The 20,778-nt window shown below is 61.4% G+C and carries 20 protein-coding genes; 7 read left to right on the forward strand and 13 right to left on the reverse strand.

The window, feature by feature from the left end; all coding sequences use genetic code 11:
* Positions 1-17 precede the first annotated feature (17 nt).
* From ACZZ0Q_RS14100 to rnd, 5 genes are all read right to left on the reverse strand, one after another.
* Positions 18-1,280 (reverse strand): hypothetical protein, encoded by a 1,263-nt coding sequence (locus tag ACZZ0Q_RS14100; RefSeq protein ID WP_463560684.1) that lies wholly within the window; start codon positions 1,278-1,280, stop codon positions 18-20.
* 106 nt (positions 1,281-1,386) lie between these two features.
* Complete coding sequence (locus ACZZ0Q_RS14105; RefSeq protein ID WP_463541866.1) at positions 1,387-1,836, reverse strand: YcgN family cysteine cluster protein; 450 nt, start codon at positions 1,834-1,836, stop codon at positions 1,387-1,389.
* Positions 1,837-1,946: 110 nt separating this feature from the next.
* On the reverse strand, positions 1,947-2,879 hold the full coding sequence (locus tag ACZZ0Q_RS14110; RefSeq protein WP_463541865.1) for a D-2-hydroxyacid dehydrogenase: 933 nt from the start codon (positions 2,877-2,879) through the stop codon (positions 1,947-1,949).
* A gap of 248 nt (positions 2,880-3,127) precedes the next feature.
* The gene (locus ACZZ0Q_RS14115; RefSeq protein ID WP_463541864.1) at positions 3,128-3,421 is read right to left on the reverse strand and encodes a YcgL domain-containing protein; all 294 of its coding nucleotides are present in this window, start codon (positions 3,419-3,421) and stop codon (positions 3,128-3,130) included.
* Complete coding sequence (rnd, locus tag ACZZ0Q_RS14120) at positions 3,418-4,557, reverse strand: ribonuclease D (protein WP_463541863.1); 1,140 nt, start codon at positions 4,555-4,557, stop codon at positions 3,418-3,420. The genes ACZZ0Q_RS14115 and rnd overlap by 4 nt, the downstream gene beginning before the upstream one ends.
* A gap of 146 nt (positions 4,558-4,703) precedes the next feature.
* On the opposite strand from rnd, the gene ACZZ0Q_RS14125 reads away from it, so the two are divergent.
* Both ACZZ0Q_RS14125 and ACZZ0Q_RS14130 read left to right on the forward strand, forming a co-directional pair.
* Positions 4,704-5,765, forward strand: coding sequence for an SMP-30/gluconolactonase/LRE family protein (locus tag ACZZ0Q_RS14125; protein WP_463541862.1), 1,062 nt, complete (start codon positions 4,704-4,706; stop codon positions 5,763-5,765).
* A 431-nt stretch (positions 5,766-6,196) separates the two neighbouring features.
* Positions 6,197-7,051 (forward strand): sulfurtransferase, encoded by an 855-nt coding sequence (locus ACZZ0Q_RS14130; protein ID WP_463541861.1) that lies wholly within the window; start codon positions 6,197-6,199, stop codon positions 7,049-7,051.
* Positions 7,052-7,060: 9 nt separating this feature from the next.
* Here the strand turns inward: ACZZ0Q_RS14130 and ACZZ0Q_RS14135 are convergent, their stop codons facing one another.
* The 5 genes from ACZZ0Q_RS14135 to ACZZ0Q_RS14155 form a co-directional block, all read right to left on the reverse strand.
* A complete protein-coding gene (locus ACZZ0Q_RS14135; RefSeq protein WP_463541860.1) occupies positions 7,061-8,410 on the reverse strand; it encodes an amino acid permease in 1,350 nt (449 codons plus the stop codon).
* 18 nt (positions 8,411-8,428) lie between these two features.
* A complete protein-coding gene (locus ACZZ0Q_RS14140) occupies positions 8,429-10,681 on the reverse strand; it encodes an Orn/Lys/Arg family decarboxylase (protein WP_463541859.1) in 2,253 nt (750 codons plus the stop codon).
* Between the two features lie 276 nt (positions 10,682-10,957).
* Positions 10,958-11,725 (reverse strand): DNA polymerase III subunit epsilon, encoded by a 768-nt coding sequence (dnaQ, locus tag ACZZ0Q_RS14145; protein WP_463541858.1) that lies wholly within the window; start codon positions 11,723-11,725, stop codon positions 10,958-10,960.
* Entirely contained in the window at positions 11,718-12,170 is a 453-nt protein-coding gene (gene rnhA, locus ACZZ0Q_RS14150) for a ribonuclease HI (protein ID WP_122453340.1), read from the reverse strand. Before rnhA ends, dnaQ begins: the two co-directional genes overlap by 8 nt.
* A 19-nt stretch (positions 12,171-12,189) precedes the next feature.
* Complete coding sequence (locus ACZZ0Q_RS14155; RefSeq protein ID WP_463541857.1) at positions 12,190-12,948, reverse strand: methyltransferase domain-containing protein; 759 nt, start codon at positions 12,946-12,948, stop codon at positions 12,190-12,192.
* Between the two features lie 100 nt (positions 12,949-13,048).
* Here ACZZ0Q_RS14155 and gloB point away from each other — a divergent pair, with 100 nt between their 5' ends.
* Together gloB and ACZZ0Q_RS14165 are read left to right on the forward strand one after the other, a co-directional pair.
* A complete protein-coding gene (gene gloB / locus ACZZ0Q_RS14160; RefSeq protein WP_463541856.1) occupies positions 13,049-13,840 on the forward strand; it encodes a hydroxyacylglutathione hydrolase in 792 nt (263 codons plus the stop codon).
* A 100-nt stretch (positions 13,841-13,940) separates the two neighbouring features.
* Positions 13,941-15,539, forward strand: coding sequence for a LysM peptidoglycan-binding domain-containing protein (locus tag ACZZ0Q_RS14165; protein WP_463560686.1), 1,599 nt, complete (start codon positions 13,941-13,943; stop codon positions 15,537-15,539).
* 18 nt (positions 15,540-15,557) lie between these two features.
* On the opposite strand, the gene ACZZ0Q_RS14170 is transcribed toward ACZZ0Q_RS14165, so the two are convergent.
* The 3 genes from ACZZ0Q_RS14170 to sohB all read right to left on the reverse strand — a co-directional run bounded on the left by ACZZ0Q_RS14170 (position 15,558) and on the right by sohB (position 18,124).
* Positions 15,558-15,947, reverse strand: a complete 390-nt coding sequence (locus ACZZ0Q_RS14170) for an MAPEG family protein (RefSeq protein ID WP_122497821.1) — start codon at positions 15,945-15,947, stop codon at positions 15,558-15,560.
* A gap of 111 nt (positions 15,948-16,058) precedes the next feature.
* Positions 16,059-17,045 (reverse strand): YhdH/YhfP family quinone oxidoreductase, encoded by a 987-nt coding sequence (locus ACZZ0Q_RS14175; protein ID WP_463541855.1) that lies wholly within the window; start codon positions 17,043-17,045, stop codon positions 16,059-16,061.
* Positions 17,046-17,104: 59 nt separating this feature from the next.
* Positions 17,105-18,124 carry a protease SohB gene (gene sohB, locus ACZZ0Q_RS14180; protein ID WP_463541854.1) on the reverse strand — a complete coding sequence of 340 codons (1,020 nt, stop codon included), beginning with the start codon at positions 18,122-18,124 and terminating at the stop codon, positions 17,105-17,107.
* 244 nt (positions 18,125-18,368) lie between these two features.
* Between sohB and ACZZ0Q_RS14185 the strand changes: the two genes are divergently transcribed.
* The 3 genes from ACZZ0Q_RS14185 to ACZZ0Q_RS14195 all read left to right on the forward strand — a co-directional run bounded on the left by ACZZ0Q_RS14185 (position 18,369) and on the right by ACZZ0Q_RS14195 (position 20,746).
* Complete coding sequence (locus tag ACZZ0Q_RS14185) at positions 18,369-19,079, forward strand: histidine phosphatase family protein (RefSeq protein ID WP_463541853.1); 711 nt, start codon at positions 18,369-18,371, stop codon at positions 19,077-19,079.
* A 63-nt stretch (positions 19,080-19,142) separates the two neighbouring features.
* Positions 19,143-19,457 (forward strand): SCP2 sterol-binding domain-containing protein, encoded by a 315-nt coding sequence (locus ACZZ0Q_RS14190; RefSeq protein ID WP_122453347.1) that lies wholly within the window; start codon positions 19,143-19,145, stop codon positions 19,455-19,457.
* A gap of 221 nt (positions 19,458-19,678) precedes the next feature.
* The gene (locus tag ACZZ0Q_RS14195; RefSeq protein ID WP_463541852.1) at positions 19,679-20,746 is read left to right on the forward strand and encodes a phosphotransferase family protein; all 1,068 of its coding nucleotides are present in this window, start codon (positions 19,679-19,681) and stop codon (positions 20,744-20,746) included.
* Positions 20,747-20,778 lie beyond the last annotated feature (32 nt).

Here is a 20,778-nt window from a genome sequence, read left to right on the forward strand (position 1 = left end):
GGATCCAGCGGATCGCGTTAATCAGCGGCTTTCAACAACGGCGTATCCAACACCTTCGACGCCCCACCCATTACATCTTCGGCAACGCCGACAAAATCCTTGGTGCTCACCACATCCATGCGCATCAACCCGCGGCTTACATCGTCGAGCGAGCGTTTGTTGCCGGTGGCTTTGCGGATTTCGCGGTCGAGGTCTTGCAGCAGCAGCACCGCGCGGGCGGTGGTTTTGCCGCTGACGCTGTTACCGCGCAGGCTGACGACTTTGCGGCTCCACTGTTTGAGGTTGGCGTTTACCGCTTTGTAACGCTCGGTGGTCATGCCCCCGGCGCGGTGCAGCAGTTCGATGGCGTAGTACTCAGCCAGGCCTTCGCTGATCCAGTCGCTGTTGTCGGTGTCGCGGATGCGGCTGAACACGTGCACCAGTTCATGCACCAACGAACTGGTGCCGTTCTCACTGACCAATGGCCGGTCGGCATGCATAAACAGTGAATTGGACGCCGACAAACCGCCCCGCCACATCGGGTCGCCCGCGCCCACCACCAGCAGCTTGGCCGGATCGCGCGGGAATACGGCCTGCACCTGCGGCCACACGAAGGTCAGCATCGTCAGCACGTCCATGCGCCGAACGCCCGAGCCCACTGGCGCGGCGACGGTCACTTCGGTTTCGCCCAAGGTGGTGCGCCGGGTGCCGATCTTGCCCGCCAGCATCCAGCCCGTCGGGCGGTCGAACAAACGCGAAGGGTTGTCGATGCGGAAGCGGTTTTTACCCACGCGTGGCCAGCCGGTTTCGACACTTTTCCAGCCCTTGGGCAATTCAAATTGCAGGCGCGATACCAGCTCGATGCCGTCGTGCTGGTCCAGGCGCGCGCTGGGCACCAAGTCATCGCCGCGCAACAAGGCCCAGTCGGCGGTCATGCGCGCGTCGTAGCGAGTGGCTTTGCCGTCGGCCGCTGGGCGCGGATGGCTGATGCGCACGCGGTAGCTGAGGCTGGTTTTACCTTTGCCCGGCTGCCAGACGCCTTGCTGCTGCTCGCCCGGTTGCGCCGCGCCTGATTGCCAGGTGCCGTCGGTGGTGAAGTCGCTGAAGTAGCCCTTTTTGCCCAGGTTGAAACTCAGGCTGCGCACTGCCTCGCCTTTGGCCAAGCTCAGGCGTACTTCGGCCTGGTCGCTGTCGGGCAGCAAGCGCACGGTGTAATCGAGGTCGACTTTTTCTACCGCCCAGAGCGGGCTGCTGGCGAGGAGTAAAAAGGCAGAAACAAACGCGTGACGAAGGCTGGGCATTGCAGACAATTCCTTGTTGATGCGGCGCGGTACGTCCCTATGACCGGGCCTCGGTTGTTTGATTCACCGAGATGAATGGTGGGTCGCGTGGGACCACGGGCCAGGCTCAGCCCGAGCGGAAGATCATATAGTCTTCCCAGTCATCTTCCGGGACGGCCGTCTCACTGAGCATAGCGCCGGCCTGCGAAATGCCAGCGTTGTGGACCATTTCCGGGTCGCCGCACACCAAGGGGTGCCAACTTTCCAAGTCTTTGCCCTCGGCCACCAGGCGATAGCCGCAGGTCGGCGGCAGCCATTGGAATTCGCTGGCCTGGCCGGGGGTGAGTTGGATGCAGTCGGGCACGAAGTCGCGGCGTTTGGGGTAGTTGCTGCACCGGCAGGTTTTCAGGTCGAGCAACTTGCAGGCGATGCGCGTGTAGTAAACGCTGCCGTCTTCTTCGTCTTCGAGCTTTTGCAGGCAGCACAGGCCGCAACCGTCGCACAGCGATTCCCACTCGTCCTGGTCGAGCTGGTCGAGGGTTTTGCGTTTCCAAAAAGGTTCGACTTTAGCGGCCATGGCGAGGTACGGGCTGGTGAAAAGGCCGGCAGTCTAGCGCCTGCCCAGGCACCGGCCAAGGCCGCATTGCCAAACGGTTGCAGGCCATTTGACCGGCCTGCGAACCACTCTTAATAACCCTTGGAAAAGTCCACTTCGCCGCGCAGCGGTTCGCCGTTTTGCAAGCGCTGCAAGTTGTCCAGAAACAACTGCGCCATCAACGGCGGCTGGGTCGGCGCCGAGCTGTGGCCGGTGAGCAATAAGCCGAACGCAGTCCAGAACGGATGGCGCGCCGGCAACGGCTCCTGGCGGCACACATCAATAATGGCGCCGGCCAGATGCCCATCCCGCAGTGCCGCCACCAAGTCCGCATCGACCACCGCCACACCACGCCCAGCGTTAATAAACAACGCCGTCGGCACGAACTGAGCGAACAGCGCCGCGTTGTAAATATCGTGCGTACTGGGCGTATCGGGCAGCAGATTGATCACGTAATCCGCCTGCGCCACTAAACGCGGCAATTGCTCCATCGCCGCCACTTCCTTAAACGGCGCCAGCTCACGCGACGAACTCGCCACGCCATACAACTCCACCCCAAACGGGGCCAAGAACTGCGCCAGGCTCAGGCCGATATCACCCGTACCGACAATCAGCACCCGCCGCCCAGCCAGGCTGCGCGGCGCGTGATTATCCCACCGCCGCTCCACCTGAGCCGCCAGCCGCGCCAACACCTCGCGCTCGTGCGCCAACATATACGTGAGCACGTATTCGGCCATCACCTGCCCGAAAATCCCCACCGCACGCGTCAGCCGATAGCCAGTCGGTAAATCCTTCGCCAACAACGGCGTAATCCCCGCCCAGGTCGACTGAAACCACTGCGGCACATGCCCCTTACGCAACACCGACGCCAACAACCCCGGCTCCCCCAACCACACCTCGCACTCCGGCGCCAAGCGCGCCAACTCGGTTGGATCATCACTGGCCACCAGCTCCAGATCCGGTTGAGCCCCGCGCAGCAACTGCGCATACAAAGCGTGATCATGTTCAGCAACTAAAACGCGCATGTGACTACAAAACCTTCAAACACGGCGAAGCCACGCTAAGTGACAACCCCTCAAAAAAAGAAATGGAAAACCAACCCGACTGACGCTCTGCTTTCGCCGTGCTTTTGCCGTGCTTTTAGAGCTACTTCCGACCTCCTGGGCTAGGCCAGGCAAGGCGCCCCGGAACGATAAAGCGCAGCGTACTTAAGTACGTGAGCATTTAGCGTGAGGACGCAACGCAGCCTGGCCGACGACCCAGGAGGTCGCCCCTACACCGGGTCGTTTCGGCGTAGGAGTTCTTCTGGTAGATGTTGAATGTACTCGTCCTCTGCGGGCGGCATCTGCAGGTGATACCCCTGCTTCTCCAGATTCGCCAAAACCTGTTCTATATCCTCGCGCGCCAATTTGCGCTCCGGACTCAACACCAGATCAAACGCATGCTTAGGCGGCCCAAACGCCACCAACAACGACTCCGGCACCTTCTTCAGCGCATCGGCCTTAAGCACATACAGGTACATCTCGTTTTTCTTCGGGCTGCGGTAAATCGAGCAAATCTGTTTCATGCCTGTGGTTCCTGGGTATGGGCCGCCAGGCTGTCGAGCAGCTCCTGGCCCATCAATTCACGTCGCCAACCGCGCAGAGAGTCGGGCAGTTGGTAGGGACCGTTGGGGTAACCGCTTTTAAGCAGCGCCTCGAGTACTTTTTTGCGCAGCATGATTTCCGGCGCGATATCCAGGCGCTCGGCTTCACGCTGGCCGACCGCGCGCAAGGTTTTCAGCAAGGCCGCCGCTTCGACCGGCAACGGCTCTGGCAGCGGCTCTGGCCATTGTTCGGCGGGTTTGGTAGCGGCTTGTTTGATAAGACCGAGCAGAAACTCGCCGTCCTGGCGCACGGTTTTCGGGTGCATGTCTTCAATGCGCGCCAGCGCCACGAGGTTGTCGGGCTGGGTGCGCGCCATGGGCCACAGTGAGTTCTCGCGGATTACCCGGTTGCGCGGCAGGTTGCGCAAGCGCGCCTGCTGCTCGCGCCAGGCATAGAGTTCGCGCAGCACGGCGAGTTTGGCCGGCGGCAGTTTCCAGCCGAGCTTGGCGTCGCGGTACACCTCGTTGGGGTCGATCTCGCGGCGCAGGTTGCTGACCATCTCTTCGCCGTCTTCCAGCACCCAGTCGAACTTGTCCGGCGCCAACCGCGCGCGCAGGGCCTGAAACACTTCGGCCAGGTGCAGCACGTCTTCGGCGGCGTAGCTGATTTGCGTCTCGGAGAGCGGCCGCTGCAACCAGTCGGAGCGGGTTTCGCCTTTGGGCAGGTCGATGTCCAGCACGCTCTGCACCAGGCGCGAGTAGCCCATGGAGAAGCCAATGTTCAGGTAGGCGGCGGCAATTTGGGTGTCGAACAACGGCAGCGGCAAGGTGCCGGTGAGGCGGGAAAAGACTTCGAGGTCTTCGCTGCAGGCGTGTAGCACCTTGAGCACAGCCGGGTCGGACAACAACTCGGCGAAGGCATTCCAGTTCTGAATCAGCAGCGGGTCAATGAGAAAAACCTGGCTGCCGTCGCACACCTGCAACAGGCCGGCGATGGGATAGAAGGTGTCGACCCGCATGAATTCGGTGTCGAGGGCCACATAGGGCAGACGTCGCCATTGGGCACATAACTGCGCCAAGCTGGCGTCATCGCGGATCCAATTGATTTCGATGGCCACATGCCTCTCCTTAAATTTGCCGCGCAGTATATATCGAGCCTGGCTATGGCCGGTGATTCGAGCGGTGATTCACGGCTTGCCCTGCACCGGCGGCGCTCCTATGCTGCGGGCGTTTTGTCCGACAATAATCAGAACAAGGATATGTCATGAAGAAGTTTCTGGGCCTAGTGGCCCTGCTGCTGGTGATTGTGGTGGTGTACCTGCTGATCAAACCCAGCCCCATCGACCCGCTGGCCTGGACCCCGCCGCACGAGCCGGCCATGACCGGCGTGCTGGAACCCAACGACGCTTTGATGAAAGCCGAACTCCTCGCCAAAGGCCAGGTTCACGGCCCTGAAGACACCGCCGTCGACGCCGAAGGCCGCGTGTATGGCGGCACTCATGACGGCAAAATTATTCGCATCAAAACCGACGGTTCGGTCGAAACCTTCGCCGAAACCAAAGGCCGCCCGCTGGGCATGGACTTCGACGCCAAGGGCAATCTGATTGTCGCCGACGCCTACAAAGGCTTGCTGAGCATCGACCCGCAAGGGCAAATCACGGTGCTCAGCACCGAAGCCGGCGGTGTGCCGTTCCGCTTCACCGACGATGTCGACATCGCCAGCGACGGGCGCATTTACTTCTCCGATGCCTCGAGCAAATTCGAACAACCGGACTACCTGCTCGACCTGCTCGAAGGCCGCCCCTACGGCCGCCTGCTGCGCTACGACCCAGTGAGCAAAACCACCGAGGTACTGCTTAAAGACCTGTACTTCGCCAACGGCGTGGCGCTGTCGGCGAAGGAAGATTTCGTGCTGGTTAACGAAACCTACCGCTACCGCATCAGCCGCCTCTGGCTCAAGGGTCCGAAAGCCGGCACCCACGACATCTTTATCGACAACCTGCCGGGCATGCCGGACAACCTGCAAGGCGACCGCGCCGGCACCTTCTGGGTCGCCCTGCCAACGCCGCGCAAAGCTGACGCCGATTTCCTCCAAGGCCAGCCATTCCTGAAAGCGCAAATGGCCAAACTGCCCCGCGCCCTGTGGCCAAAACCGGCGAAATACGGCCTGGCCATTGCCGTGGACGAACAAGGCAAAATCACCCGCAGCCTGCACGACACTAGCGGCAGCAACCTGCGCATGGTGACGTCGGTGAAACCGGTCGGTGGCTTCCTGTACTTCGGCAGCCTGGATAACGACCGCATCGGCAAGCTGAAAATCGACTGAAAATCGACTCTGTAGGAGCCACCTTGGTGGCGAAACCTTGGAAACCTCGGCAATCGGCGTTTGCAGGGTTCGCTAGCAAGCTAGCTCCTACGGGGCAGCGTGTTGGTTGCGTGCCCGGTTGGCAAGGCCGGCCAATCGCGGCTGAAGCCGCTCCCACACCGATGCACGACTTTGTAGGAGCCACCTTGGTGGCGAACCCTGGAAACCTCGGCAATTGGCGTTTGCCGGGTTCGCTAGCAAGCTAGCTCCTACGGGGCGGCGTGTTGGGTGCGTGCCCGGTTTGCAAGGCCGGCCAATCGCGGCTGAAGCCGCTCCTACAGGTTGCGCCATTTGTGGGAGCGGCTTTAGCCGCGATTGGCCAGGCCTGGAAACGGCCCTCTCTGGCCAAACGCGTTTATGATGAGCCCCCGATTTGTTCTCAGGTGCCCATCATGTCCCTCGCGCAACTGATCACCCCTTCCGAACTTGCCAGCCGCCCCGCCGGCTCCGAGCGTTTATTGCTCGATTGCCGCTTCGCCCTTGATGACCTCGCCTATGGCCAGCGCAGTTATGCCGAAGGCCATGTTCCCGGTGCGGTGTTTGCGGATCTGGAGCGCGACCTGTCGAGCCCCATCGTCAAAGGCGTCACTGGCCGCCATCCCCTGCCCGACCCACAGCAGCTCATCGAGCGCCTGCGTGCCTGGGGCCTGAACAATGACAGCGAAGTGATCCTTTACGACGACGGCCCCGGCGCTTTTGCTGCCCACGCCTGGTGGCTGCTGGTCTGGCTGGGTAAGCGCGACAAAGTGTTTTTGCTCGACGGCGGTTTGAAGGCGTGGCGCGAGGCGGGTTTGCCGCTGGATCAAGCCGTACCCGAGCGCAACGCCGGCAGTTTCACCGGCCACGCTGACGCCAAGATGGTGCTCACCGCCGAGCAGGTGCAGCAGCGCCTCAGGGAGCCGCAAATGACCTTGCTGGACGCCCGCGCTCTGCCGCGCTTTCGGGGTGAAGTGGAGCCGATTGATCCAGTGGCCGGGCATATTCCCGGCGCGCAATGCGCGGTGTTCACCGACAACCTGGGCAGCGACGGGCGTTTCCTGCCCACCGAGCAATTGCGTGCCCGCTTTGCCGCGCAATTGGGCAACCGTCCCGCTGACGGCGTGGTGGCGTACTGCGGCTCCGGCGTAACGGCCTGCCACAACCTGTTCGCCCTGAGCCTCGCCGGTTACCCGCTGGCGCCGCTATATGCCGGCTCGTGGAGCGAATGGATCACCGACCCCAGCCGCCCCGTAGCAACGGGCGACTAAGGCCAGCGCCTATAACGTGGCCACACCGTGCACGCGGTTGCGCCACTGGCGCCAGGTGTACAGCGGAATGCCGGCCATCAGCACCAAAAAGCCCCAGAAAATTGCCTGCTGGCCGGTGCCGTACAGCGCCCACATCGAATAGATAAAACCAAGGCTGCCGATCGCCACCATCCACTTGCGCTCGCGGGGTCTGAAGGCCTCGGGCTTCACCGCCAGAAATTGCAGCAAGGCGGCGGTGCAAAAGGCATAAGGCACCACGCCGGTCATGGTGCCGAGCAGGATGATGACGTTGAACACCTCGACCAAGTCGCCCTGCCCGTCCACCAGCACCAGCAACGTCACCAACACGCCCGACACCAGTAAGCCATTGGCCGGCACTCCGCGTTTGTTGGTTTTTGCCAGCGACTCCGGCAGCAAGCCGTCGCGCGCAGTGGCCATGGGAATTTGCCCTTGCAGCAACACCCAGCCGTTCAACGCGCCCAGGCAGGCGATCACGGCACCGCCGGCAACGAAGTAATAACCCCACGGCCCCAACAGCACCTGCGCGGCATCGGCGAATGGCGCGGTCGAACGCACCAGCACGTCCGGCGGCAACACGCCTTGCACCGCGGTGATGGACAGGATGTACACCGCGGCCGCCACCACCGTGCCGAAAATGGTGGCGCGCGGGATGGTGCGTTTCGGGTCTTTGACGTGCTCGGCCGGCACCGTTGCCGACTCCAAGCCGATGAACGACCACAGCGTCAGCGCCGCCGTGGTGGCGATGGCCGTGGCATACCCTGCGCCGCCGGGCAGGTCTTCCACGGGCGGGATGCGCAGGTATTCAGGGTGAAACGAAAACCAGCCGAGCACGCCGATGAGCAGCAGCGGAATCAACTTGAGGGCGGTGAGAATGTTCTGCACCACGCCAAAAGCGCCGATGCCGCGCAGGTTGATCAGGGTGCACAACCAGATGGCGGCGATGGCCGTGCTAATCGCCAAGGTCGGGTCGCGTAAGGCGGGAATGAACACTTGCAGGTAGCCGACCAGCGTCACCGAAATGGCCGCGTTGCCAATCCAGGCGGCTTTCCAGTACGTCCAGGCGCAGAGGTAGCCGGCGAATGAGCCGAAGCCGTCACGGGTATAGGCGTAAGGGCCGCCGGCTGCCGGACTCAGCCGCGATAAACGCGCGAAGGTTAGCGCCAGAATCACCGCGCCGACGCTGGAAATCAGCCAGCCAAACAGGCTCAACCCACCAAAAGCCGCGAGGCTCGAAGGCAGTAGAAACACCCCCGAGCCGATCATGTTGCCCACTACCAGTGCCGAGCAGGTCCAGAACCCCATACTCCTTGTTGCGTTCTGTTGCTCTTGATCCTGCATGCATCCCCCGAAGCCGAATTACTCCTTAATGCAGTCAACGGTATAGCAGCGCCCTTGCGGGCTGTCTTGGTGCTGCAAGCCATGCACGTCGGTATCGAAGCCGGGGAAGCTGCGGTCGAAGGTGCGGGCGAACGCCAGGTAATCGATGATCGAGCGGGTCGCTTCGGTGAAGCGCTCGCCCGGCATGATCAAAGGAATGCCAGGCGGATACGGCACCAACATCACCGCCGCAATACGCCCCTGAAGTTGATCAATCGGCACCGCTTCCACTTCGCCGCGCACCAAGTGGTTGTAAGCATCGGCGGGTTTGATCGCCAGCTCCGGAAGCACGGTGTACATGCGTTTCAGCGCTTTGGGGGTGGCATTGTCGCGGTAGCAGGTGTGCAGCGCATCGCACAGATCGCGCAGGCCCATGTGTTGGTAACGGGCGTCTTCGCGCACGATGGAGGGCAGGCAATTGCTCAGGCGAACGTTGGCGTCGTAGCTGCGTTTGAACTCCAACAACTCAGTGAGCAAGGTGCTCCATTTGCCCTTGGTAATGCCCATGGAGAACAGCACGAGGAAGGAATACAGACCGGTCTTTTCGACCACCAGGCCACGTTCCCAAAGGAATTTACTCACTACCGCCGCTGGAATGCCCCGCTCGCTCAGCGCGCCCCCAGCGGTGAGGCCGGGCGTGACCAGGGTGACTTTGATCGGGTCGAGCAACACGTAGTCGTCGGCCACATCGCCAAAGCCATGCCAATCCGCCTGCGGTTGCAGCACCCAATCGGCGGTGGTCAGCTGCTCGGCGCCGTCCGCTAGGGTCGGCTGCCAGATGCTGAACCACCAGTCATCAGCGCTCAGGTTCTGCCGCAGGTTGGCCAGGGCGCGGCGGAAACTCAGGGCCTCGTCGAACGTTTCCTGAATCAGCGAACGGCCTGCCGGGCCTTCCATCATGGCCGAGGCCACGTCCAGGGAGGCGATGATGCCGTACTGCGGCGAGGTGGAGATGTGCATCATGAACGCTTCGTTGAAACGGTCGCGGTCGAGCTGGCGAGCGCCGCCGTCCTGCACGTGAATCATCGAGGCCTGGCTGAACGCGGCGAGCAATTTGTGCGTGGAATGGGTGGTGAACACCAGCGGCCCGTCTTCGGTGCGCGAGGTGCCCATGCCGTACCGGCCGGCGTAGAACTCGTGAAAGGCGGCATAGGCGTACCAGGCTTCGTCGAAGTGCAGCACTTCCACGCTGTCGCCCACGGTTTTCTTGATCAGCTCGGCGTTGTAGCACAGACCGTCGTAGGTGGAGTTGGTCACCACCATCAGCTTCACCTTGGGCTCGCGGCCACGGGCAAGCGGGCTGGCGTCGATCTTGGCCTGGATCGATTCGCGGCTGAATTCGCTCAGCGGAATGGGGCCGATGATGCCCAGCTCGTTGCGCTCCGGGCTCAGGTACAGCGGGATGGCGCCGGTCATGATGATCGAATGCAGAATCGACTTGTGGCAGTTGCGGTCGACCAACACCAAGTCGTCACGGCCGACCATTGAGTGCCACACGATCTTGTTCGCCGTCGAGGTGCCGTTGATCACGAAGTAGGTGTGGTCGGCGCCAAAATTGCGTGCCGCACGGGCTTCAGCTTCGGCCAGCGGGCCGGTGTGGTCGAGCAACGAACCCAGCTCCGGTACCGATACCGAGAGGTCCGAGCGCAAGGTGTTCTCGCCGAAAAACTGGTGAAACGCCTGCCCCACCGGACTCTTGCGATACGCCACGCCGCCGCCATGGCCGGGTGTGTGCCAGGAGTAGTTGGACTCGGCCGTGTGCTGCACCAGCGCTTTGAAAAACGGTGGCAGCAAACCATCCAGATAAATACGCGCAGCGCGTGCCACCTGACGCGCCAGGAACGGCACGGTGTCTTCGAACAGATAGAGCAAACCGCGCAGATGGTTGAGATCGGCCATGGCCTCGACCGGCGCGTTTTCGATGGTCACTTGCTCACCCAAGGCGAATATCGGCAACTGCGGTGCACGCACCCGGGCGGCGCGGATCAGTTCGATCACATCATGCAGCAAGCGCTGGTTTTCCCCTGCCCCTTCGGCGGCCACCAAAATGCAGGCCAGGCCATGGTGAGTCGAGGCCACGATGCGCCCTTCGGTGGAGCTGGCGGTGGAAATGATGGTGAAGCCTTCCAACTCCAACTCGCGGGCAATTTCCCGCACCCGGTCGCCGGCCACGGTATCGGCCTTGATATCGCGGTGCACGATGAGAACGGGAAACTTGAGGTCTTTATACATGCTGTTATCGCCTGAAGAGTAACCGGGCCGGGCCCGTGCAGCCCTCAGGGTAGAGACTCGACAGAACGCGCGTAACCCCCTGCGTCGGGGGCTGTACGAAAACGTCGCACGCGGATAATTCAGTAGGAAATGACAGCGATAGATGTGGGCAAAAAGCATTGCGGCTAAAGCCGCTCTCACAGGAAGTGTGCGATCTGTAGGAGCGGCTTTAGCCGCGATTTCCTGGAAACGATTAGATCAAGAGCATCGCGGCTGAAGCCGCTCCTACAAAAGCGCTTATGCGGTTTCGGCGGGCTCGGCTTGCACGGCCGGCGCATCCATTTGCACCCACAGCGGCAGCGCGCCGGAGGCTTTTTCCAGCAGGCCCATGCGCACGGCGTGGGCGGCGAGTTCTTCTTCGTTGGCACGGACCACGCGGGTACGCGGGCGGTCGGCGGGCAAGCGGCGGATTTCGCTGGCCTGGTTGGCGCCGCCATTGCCGCCGTTGCCGTCGGAGGCGTTGCCGGCCAGCGACAGGCTGGTCTGGCCGCCGGTCATGCTCAGGTAAACGTCGGCGAGAATCTCGGCGTCGAGCAAGGCGCCGTGCAGTTCGCGGCCGGAGTTGTCGACGCCGTAGCGTTTGCACAGGGCGTCGAGGTTGTTGCGCTGCCCCGGGTGACGTTCGCGGGCCATCATCAGGGTGTCGAGCACGGTGCAGTGCTCGGTGATGTCGGCGCGGTCGTCCTGGCCCAGCAGGGCAAATTCGTTGTTGATAAAGCCGATGTCGAACGCGGCGTTATGGATGATCAGCTGCGCGTCTTTGATGAATTCAAAGAACTCGTCGGCCACTTCTTTGAAGCGCGGTTTGTCGGCGAGGAATTCGTCAGTAATACCGTGAACCGCGATGGCGCCTTCGTCGCTCTGGCGATCGGGCTGCAGGTACACGTGGAAATGCCGGCCGGTGAGGCGGCGGCCGATCAGTTCAACACAACCGATTTCGATAACCCGGTGGCCATCGGTAACCGGCATACCGGTGGTTTCGGTATCCAGTACAACACTACGCATGCTTGATTCCTCGTACTTCATCGACGCCGCGGTTGGCCAACTGGTCGGCCCGCTCGTTGCCGGGGTGGCCGGTGTGGCCGCGCACCCACTTCCAGGTCACGGTGTGGCGGTTGACCTGTTCGTCCAGCGCCTGCCAGAGGTCGGCATTTTTAACCGGCTGCTTGGCGGCGGTTTTCCAGCCGCGTTTTTTCCAGTTCACCAACCACTCTTTCATGCCTTTCATTACATATTCGGAGTCGGTCACCAGCAGCACTTCGCACGGGCGCTTGAGCTCTTCCAGGCCGCGAATGGCGGCGGTGAGCTCCATGCGGTTGTTGGTGGTGTTGGCTTCGCCGCCCCAAAGTTCCTTTTCCACGCCTTTGAACACCAGCAACGCGCCCCAGCCGCCAGGGCCGGGGTTACCTTTGCAGGCGCCGTCGGTGAAGATTTCGATCTGTTCGCTCATGAATCCTGCTGCTTGTGGGTCACAGTTTTGAATCACGCCGGCTGACTTTGGCCACCGGCATGGGCATCAGCTTGCCCATGGGCGCTCGCTGTGCCTGACGCAAGGGGCGCAAGCCGATGACCAGCTTGCGCGCCACTAATAGATAGAAGCCTGCCCCGGGCATTTGCCAGGCGCCGCCCCACTGTTCGAGACGGCTGAGGCGCGATTGCCAGGCTGGCGAGGCAAGCGGCGGACGATAGCACCCGAAGCGGCGTTTCTCCAGCGCGAAACCGAGCAGGCGCAGCCAGTCGGTGACCCGGTTGGGCGCGATGCAACGGGCATCGCCAAGGGCGTCGCGGGCGAACACGTGGCGCAGGCCCCAGGTGCTCCAGGGGTTGATGCCGATGATGATCAGGTGCCCGCCTGGTCGTACGCTGCGGGCGGCTTCGCGCAGCAGACCGTGGGGCGACAGGCAGAAATCCAGACCGTGTTGCAGCACCAGCACGTCGGCGGCAGATTCGGTCAGCGGCCAGGCTTGCTCTTCGCAAACAATCTCGGCGCCTGGCAGCGGCGCGCCAACGTGCACGCAGCGTTGAATCTGTTTGGCGCCGGACGGTTTGTCGGCGTGCGGACCGTAATGCACCAGATAGCCGCCAAAGAACCGCGCCAGTTCGTCTTCCAGCAAGCGCCGTTCTTCGCCGAGCATCATTTGCCCCAGCGGGCCGTCGAGCCAGCCGCGCGCGGCGCTGATCAGCTCGAGCCATTCGGGGTCAGCTTGGGCGAAGGCCTTGTCAGTCATAACCGTTCCTCACTTCATGGGCACCGCATTGCGGGCACAGCACCAGACCACGCGAAAAACCAATAAGATGCGTCGTCACCGTCAGCTTAGCGACCGCGCCATGATACAGATCGATGCCCTACCCGCTTTCAACGACAACTACCTCTGGTTGTTACAAGACACTGCCACGCAGCGCTGCGCGGTGGTCGATCCCGGCGATGCTGCCCCGGTGCTGGCTTGGTTGAAGGCCAATCCCGGTTGGCAGTTGAGCGACATTCTGGTGACCCATCACCATTTCGACCACGTCGGCGGCGTGGAGCAATTGAAAACCGCCACCGGGGCGAAGGTCTATGGCCCCTCGCAGGAAAATATTCCCGGCCGCGACGTGGCGCTCGACGAAGGCGACCAGATTGAAGTGCTCGGCCTCAATCTGCGCATTTTTACCGTGCCTGGCCACACCCTCGGCCATATCGCCTACTACGCCGCAAGCGCGCCAACCGAGACCGACGTGCCGCTGCTGTTTTGCGGAGATACCTTGTTTGCCGGCGGCTGCGGGCGCTTATTCGAGGGTACGCCAGAGCAAATGTTCAGCTCCCTCGGCCGCCTGGCCGCGCTGCCCGACGACACGGCTATTTACTGCACCCACGAATACACCCTGAGCAATTTGCGCTTCGCCCAGGCCGTTGAGCCACACAACGCCCAAGTCAATGCTCGCCTGGCGCAAGTGACGGCGTGGCGCGAGCACGGACAGATCAGCCTGCCGTCGAACCTGGCTCTGGAACGGGCAACGAATCCGTTTTTGCGTGCTGAGGTTGCGAACGTGGTCGCAAAAATCGACGAACGGGACGGCGCGGCTCAGCGCAAGCCTAGCGAGGTATTTGCTCGCCTGCGGGCCTGGAAAGACCAGTTTTAAGTCCATTGCCGCCTAACCGGGCGACCGGTTAAAACTTGACCACATTAGGCGGCGTTCCTAGAATCGCCCGATCTTTTTGCCTGGATCACACCCGCCGCCAATGCCGTCAATCGCCCAGAAGTCCCGGAAATTCGACACATTGGCCCGCCTGGCTCGTGCGCTCCCGGTTGTCTTCGCGGCCATTCTGGCGGGCTGCCAAAGCAGCGGCGGTCACACTCCCGGCACCTCTAGCCCCGTCACCCTGACCAGCCGCACCCAGCCGCCTGAGTGGATGACCGACACCCCCGGCACCGACAAGCCCCAAGACATGTGGGACCGCATGCGCGCCGGCTTCAAGCTGCAAGATGAAATCGGCATCAACCCGCGCATCGAGCAACAGCGCCTGTGGTTCGCCAGCAAGCCCTCGTATCTGGAAAGCGCTAGCGGTCGCGGCAGCTTGTATATCCATTACGTGGTCGAGCGCCTTGAAGCCCACGACATGCCGGTTGAGCTGGCGCTGCTGCCGGTGATTGAAAGCTCGTATAACCCCTTCGCCCTGTCGCGCAGCGATGCGGTTGGCCTGTGGCAGTTCATTCCATCCACCGGGCGCAACTTCAATTTGCAGCAAACCACGTGGTACGACGGTCGCCGCGACATTACGGCCTCGACCAACGCCGCCATCGAATACCTGTCGCGCCTGCATGAAATGTTCAACGGCGACTGGCTGCTGGCCCTGGCCGCGTACAACGCCGGCGAAGGCACCGTGAGCCGCGCCATCGAGCGCAATCAGCGCCTCGGCTTGCCAACCGACTACTGGAACCTGCCGCTGCCCAAGGAAACCCAGGACTACGTGCCCAAGCTGCTGGCCCTGTCGCAACTGGTGAATGCGCCAGCCGCGTATGGCATCAACCTCGACCCTATCGCCAACGAGCCCTACTTCGAAGTGGTGGAAATCGACAAGCCGATGGACCTCAGCCGCGTCGCCGCCATGGCCGATATCGACAAGGACGAGTTGATCCAACTGAACCCGGCGTTCAAGCGCAACATCACCCGTGGCGGCCCTTCGCACCTTTTAGTGCCGACCCAAAAAGCCGAACGCCTGACCACCTCGCTGGCGCAAATTCAGCCGAGCGACATCACCGAATTCCAGGAATACCGCGTGCGCAAAGGCGACAGCCTGCATGGCATCGCCAGCCGCTATCAGCTCTCGTCAGCAGAATTGAAAGAAGCCAATGACCTGTCCGGCAACAAGCTCAGCGTCGGCCAGACCCTGACCATTCCGCTGACCGCCGGCTCGGCGCCGCTGCCCTCGCCCTTCCCCACCAGCAAGCCGACCGCCGTGGCCAGCAGCACCACCACCAGCGTCAAGCTCAAAAGCTACAAGGTGAAGAACGGCGACAACCTCTGGCAGATCGCCAAGGCCAACAAGCTGGACGTGGGCGACCTGCGCCGCTGGAACAACCTGCCAAACAACGCGGTAAAACCGGGGCAGACGCTCGCGCTACAAGGCACGCAGCAAGTGATCCGCAGCATTGCCAAGAACAGCCCGGCGCAGGGCCGCGAGACGGTCACCTATTACAAGGTGAAGAAAGGCGACTCGATGTACATGATCGCCAAGCGCTTCAACGTAGAAATGCAAAACCTCAAAACCTGGAACCCGAAGACCAGTCACGACCTCACTCCGGGCCAGACCCTGACGCTTTACCTCACCGACCGCTGATCAGCGCGCCACGCAGCCTTAACGCAATGTAGGGCTGAGCATGATCAACAGCGTGCACACCAGGCCAACGATCCACACTAGCGACCGTTGCCAGTGCAAATCCCCCCAGTACAGAAACAGATACAGCACGCGGGCCACCACGAAAATCACCGCCAGGGTGTCGACGAAAAAGCCCATTGTTTGCGTGCCGTGCGCCATCAGCACCGCGGCGGCGAACAGCATGAAGGCTTCGAAGGTGTTTTGGTGGGCAGCGTAGGCGCGGGCGCCGAAGCCGGTCAGGCGCGCTTGCTGGGCGCGGGGATGGTGATTGTCATAACCGCCATCTTTTTTCATCTCGCGGGCCACCGGAACCTTGGCCACGTAAATCAGTAACGCGGTAATGAATACACACCAGAACGGCAGACTCATCGGTTGTTTTCCTTGTTATGGGGATGAGCCTGGAGTGTAGCCCGGCAATCGGGCGCCTAGTACGGCGGTGTAGCGGGAAGCGAGCGTTGCACTCGCTCCCTTCAATGGCGCTTAGCCGAGATTGAGCAGCACGCGACCGACCATTTTCCCGGCCAGAATGCGCTGCAAGGCGGCGGGCAATTGTTGCAGGCTCACCTCTTCCACCAGCGGTTCCAGGTCGAGTTTCCATTGCAGCGACAGGCGATCCCACATCGAGGCCTTGACCACCATCGGCAGCTCGACCGAATCGACGCCCAGCAGATTCACACCGCGCAGAATGAACGGCATCACGCTGCCCTTGAAGCCCACGCCAGCGGTCAAACCGCAGCACGCGACGCTGCCGCCGTATTGCAGGGCTTTGACCACGTTGAAGAGGATGTCGCCGCCCACGGTATCCACCGCGCCGGCCCATTGCTCTTTAAGCATGGCTTTGTCGGCGCCGGCTTGCAGGTCTTCACGGCTGACAATCTGACTGGCGCCCAGGCCCTGCAGAAACGCCGCTTGCTCGGCTTTGCCGGTGGAGGCCGCCACGGTGTAGCCCAAGCGTTTGAGCAGCACCACGGCAATGCTGCCGACGCCGCCAGTAGCGCCGGTGACCAGCACCGTGCCGCTGTCCGGGCGCAGGCCGGCTTGTTCGAGTTTGTCGACGCACAGCGCGGCGGTCAGGCCAGCAGTGCCGAGCACCATGGATTCACGCAGCGACAAACCCTGCGGACGCTTGATCGCCCAGGCCGCGGGAGTGCGGATGTACTGACCAAAACCACCAGCGGTGTTCATGCCCAGATCGTAGCCGGTGACGATCACTTCATCGCCAACGGAAAACTCGCCAACGCTGGATTCCTCCACCACGCCGGCGGCGTCGATGCCGGGCGTGTGCGGGAAGTTACGGGTGACGCCACGGTTGCCGCTGGCCGACAGCGCGTCTTTGTAATTGAGCGACGAGTAATGCACACGAATCAGCAACTCGCCGGCTGGAAGGTCCGCGGTGTCTCGCTCAATCACCTGCGGCTCGAACACGCCAGCCACTTCACTGACTTGTAGTGCGTTGAACTTACTCATATCGCTCTCCTGCGTTAGCTCTTGTTATTGAACGCGCGACGCGGTGCCCGACCCGTGACTTACCAGAAGCGTTGTTGTTGCAGGCGGCTCAGCCAAGTCAACAACAGGCGGTCAACCGACAAGCTCGCTGCCAGGCCGACCCGCTCCGGCAGGCTTTTCTTGTGCGCGTAATGCAATTGGTACACGTCGGCGGTTTTCGCTTTCGTGGCGATGTATTCATCGCTGGTCATCAGCTCATCCACCAGTTTTTTACCCAGTGCGGCCTGACCCAGCCAGACCTCGCCCGTGGCGATCTCGTCCATCTGCAACTGCGGGCGGTAGCTGGCGACGAAGTCTTTGAACAGCTCGTGGGTAATTTCCAGGTCTTGCTGGAATTTCTCACGGCCCTTCTCGGTGTTCTCGCCAAATACCGTCAGCGTGCGTTTATATTCGCCAGCGGTGAGCACTTCAAAATCAACGTCGTGTTTCTTCAGCAAGCGGTGCACGTTGGGCAGCTGCGCCACTACGCCAATCGAACCCAGAATGGCGAACGGTGCGGAGATAATTTTCTCGCCGATGCACGCCATCATGTAGCCGCCGCTGGCTGCAACCTTGTCGACGCACACGGTCAGCGGCACGCCGGCCTGACGAATGCGCGCCAGTTGCGACGACGCCAAACCATAACTGTGGACCATTCCGCCGCCGCTCTCCAGGCGCAGCACCACTTCGTCTTTCGGTGTGGCCAAGGTCAGCAGTGCCGTCACTTCGTGGCGCAGGGCGTCGGTGGCGGAGGCTTTGATGTCGCCATCGAAATCCAGCACATAAACACGCGGTTTCGCCTCGGGGTTTTTCTTCGCCAGTTTGTCGGCCTTGGCTTGAGCCTTTTGCAGAACCTTCAGTTGGTCCTTGCTCACGATCGAGCCTTGCAGACGCTCGTGCAGCGCTTTGTAGAAGTCGTTAAGTTTATGGACCTCCAATTGCCCGCTACGTTTACGGCCTTTTCCGCGCAGCGCGGCGATGGTCAGCAGCACCACCAAAATGGCCACCACCACCGTGAATGTCTTGGCCAGAAAGCCAGCGTAATCGGCTAGAAACTCCACGCGTTTTTCCTCGATCAATCAGATAAGCGCCCGGCACCGGGCGGCGAGTAAGGGGCCCAAGCATACCGACGCAACCCTGGCCCGACCAGCCGCGCAGAGCGGCCGTTTGTTACCGGTTCGTGCGTCTCGCTTACGCCATAGAGCGCCGTGCTAGCGATTCAAACAAGCGTATGTTTTTTCGTTGACAGGCCCACCCTATCCTCATACCCTCGCGAAACTTTCACCGTAGCGGGATGACGCTCACGTGGGCAGCATTTATATGATTCGCCATGGCCAGGCTTCCTTTGGCGCCGACGATTACGACGTGCTGTCCGAGCGCGGTGTGCAGCAAGCCGAAATTCTCGGCCGGCACCTGGCGCAACTCGACGTACGCTTCGATCGTTGCCTGGCTGGCAGCCTTTTGCGTCAGCAGCACACCGGCAAATCGGCCCTCGCTCAACTCCAGGCCGCAGGCATTGCCACGCCGGAACTGGAAACCGATGAAGCCTTTAACGAATTCGACGCCGACGCCGTCATTCGCGCCCTGCTCCCCGACTTGCTTCCCGAAGAACCCCACGCTCTCGAAACCTTACGCAACGCGGCACAAAACCGTGGTGAGTTTCAGCGTCTGTTCGCCCTGCTGATCGGTCGTTGGATTAGCGGCGAGCATCCCAAAGCGGGCCTGCAAAGCTGGAAGGAATTCGTTGAACAAGTGGAAGGCGGTCTGGCGCGGATTATCGAACGTGCGTCGAGCAAAGACAGCGTTGCGGTGTTCACATCAGGCGGCACCATTACCGCCATGCTGCATCTCATAACTGCAATACCGGCAGCGCAAGCTTTCGAGCTGAACTGGCAAATCGTCAACACCTCGCTCAACCGCTTCAAGTTCCGCGGTCGCGAGGTGGCACTGGCTTCCTTCAACAGTCACGCGCATTTAGAGCTGTTGAAGGCGCCGGAACTCATCACTTTCCGCTGAGTTCCGGACTACTGTGGCCCGCAAGGCCGCGCGTAACCCAAGAAAACTATAAAGGATCGAATCATGACCACAGTTGCTGACATCGCAAAAACCATGCAGTCCAAATTCAACGCTTCCGCTGCTGCCGGCTTGGACCTGGTATTCGGTTTCAAAATCGAAGACGGCGAAGACTTCTACCTGACCGTTAAAGACGGCACCTGCGACCTGACCGAAGGCACCGCACCAAACGCCAACGTCACCCTGATCATGAACACCGAAACCCTGGCTGGCATCACCTCCGGTGAAACCGACGGCATGCAGGCGTTCATGGGCGGCAAACTGCGCGCTGAAGGCGACATGATGCTGGCCATGAAACTGGGCGAACTGTTCCCGGTTTAAGGCGATTTAGCGTCTACGCTAGATGACAAACCGGAGTCTTTGGACTCCGGTTTTTTTTCGCCTGCGCGCTGTCTGTGGCGTAGGTTGTAGCCGGCAATCAGGCCGGATGATTATCCAAAAACACGCTCACCAATAAGGGCCCGCGCGGCTTGTGAGGCCTGCGGCACGGCATTAGATTAGCCAATAATCTAAGGCCCTCATTATAAGTAGAAGGGATAAGTATGGCGCTTACCGACCAGTCCACCCGAATCCGTAATGGCGAAGAACTCGACGCCGCCGTTATCGACCCGTACTTGAAGGCGCACATTGCAGGTCTGACTGGCACGCCGGTAATCAGCCAATTCCCCGGCGGCGCCTCGAACCTCACCTACTTGCTCGAATACCCGAATCAGGAATTCGTGCTGCGCCGTCCGCCGTTTGGCCACAAAGCCAAATCAGCCCACGACATGGGCCGCGAATTCCGCATTCTCAACCAGCTCAACGCCGGCTTCCCGTATTGCCCGAAAGCCTACGTGCACTGCACCGATGAGAGCGTGATTGGCGCCGAGTTCTACGTGATGGAGCGCGTCAACGGCATCATCCTGCGCACCGACATGCCGCCTGAGCTGAACTTCAGCCCCGAGCAAACCCGCGAGCTGTGCAAAAACTTCGTCGACAAATTCGTCGAACTGCACAACGTCGACTACAACGCCTGCGGCCTGGGTGATCTCGGCAAGCCCGAAGGTTACGTAGAGCGGCAGATTGGCGGCTGGACCGACCGCTACGAAAAAGCCATGACCCCCGATGCGCCGACCTGGGACGTGGCCAAAGCCTGGTTGCGCGAGAAGATGCCCGCCGACCACCACAAGCCGGCGATCGTGCACAACGACTACCGCCTGGACAACGTGATTCTCGACCCCAACAACCCGACGCAAATCATCGGCGTGCTGGACTGGGAACTGACCACCATCGGCGACCCGCTGATGGACCTGGGCAACACCCTCGCCTACTGGATTGACGCAGCCGACTCGGCGCCGATGCAAATGATGCGTCGCCAACCGAGCCATGCGCCGGGCATGTTTACCCGCCAAGAATTCGCCGACTACTACGGCGAGCGCGCCGGCGTTGAAGTGAAGAACCTCGACTTCTACTACACCTATGGCCTGTTCCGCCTGGCCGGCATCGTGCAGCAGATTTACTACCGCTACTTCCATGGCCAAACCCAGGACAAACGCTTCGCCTCGTTCATTCAACTGAACAAGCTACTGGAGCAGGCAAGCCTGCAGGTCATCAACAAGTCCACGCTGTAATCATGCGCAACCCGCCGCCCGGCTCTCGGCTG

The organism is Pseudomonas sp. AC070 (assembly GCF_979258635.1).